Source organism: Frankia sp. CoWAU3 (genome assembly GCF_977971855.1).
The window spans coordinates 23664-24674 of sequence record NZ_CDWWXB010000009.1; the positions used below are offsets into that span (position 1 = coordinate 23664).

Consider the following 1011-nt stretch of genomic DNA (forward strand, 5'->3'; position numbering starts at 1 on the left):
TGACGTCGCTGTGCGCCCGGTTGTACGGTCGTCGGGCCGCCGTGAACCGTGCCACGCGTGCGGTCGCCGCCGCCACCGAGGCAGCCGAATGACGACGTTGCAGGCGTACCGGTTCGCGCTCGACCCGAACGGCGTCCAGCTTGCGGGCCTGCGCAGGCATGCGGGGGCGGCCCGGTTCGCCTACAACTGGGGCTTGGCCCGGGTGAAGGCGGCGCTCGCCCAGCGGGACGCCGAGAAGACGTACGGCCTGGCCGGTGATTTGCTCACCTCGGTGCCGTGGACACTCCCGGCGCTGCGGCTGGCGTGGAATGCAACCAAGGGCGACGTTGCGCCGTGGTGGGCGGAGTGCTCGAAGGAGGCGTTCTCGGCCGGGCTTGACCAGCTCGCCCGTGGGTTGAAGAACTTCACCGACTCCCGCAACGGCAAGCGCAAAGGACGGCGGGTCGGCTTCCCGAGGTTCAAGAGGCGGGGCAAGGCCCGCGACAGCTTCCGTTACACCACCGGCGCCTACGGGCCGGTCGGCGACCTGCACGTCAAGCTGCCCCGCATCGGCCGGGCCAAGGTTCACGAGCCGATGGGCGCCCTCACCGGACGCCTCGGCAACGGCCGCGCCCGGCTGTTGGGCGCGGCGGTATCCCGCACGGCAGGCCGCTGGTACGTGTCGTTCACCGTCGAGGTCGAGCGAGAGATTCCCGTCCAGCCATCCCGGCGGCAACGCGCCGCCGGCCCGGTGGGCGTCGAGGTGGGCGTGAAGCACCTCGCGGTGCTGTCGACAGGTGAGACCATCGCCAGCCCGAAACGGCTCGCCGCCTCGCTGCGTCGCCTGCGCAAGACGTCGCGGGCCTACGCCCTGTCCAAGCCGGGCAGCGGCAGCCGGCGGCGGCGGGCCGCCGCCTTGGCCCGCATCCACGCCCGGGTCGCCCAGCAGCGGCGCGACGGGCTGCACAAGCTCACGACCCGGCTCGCGAAGGCCCACGACACGGTCGTCGTCGAGGACCTGCACGTCGCGGG

1 protein-coding gene is annotated in these 1011 nt (G+C 72.7%); it reads left to right on the forward strand.

Annotated elements, in window-relative coordinates; genetic code table 11:
- Window positions 1-88 precede the first annotated feature (88 nt).
- Window positions 89-1011: RNA-guided endonuclease TnpB family protein (locus tag AC08ON_RS02170; protein WP_476616359.1), on the forward strand; the 923-nt coding region annotated here is incomplete at its 3' end.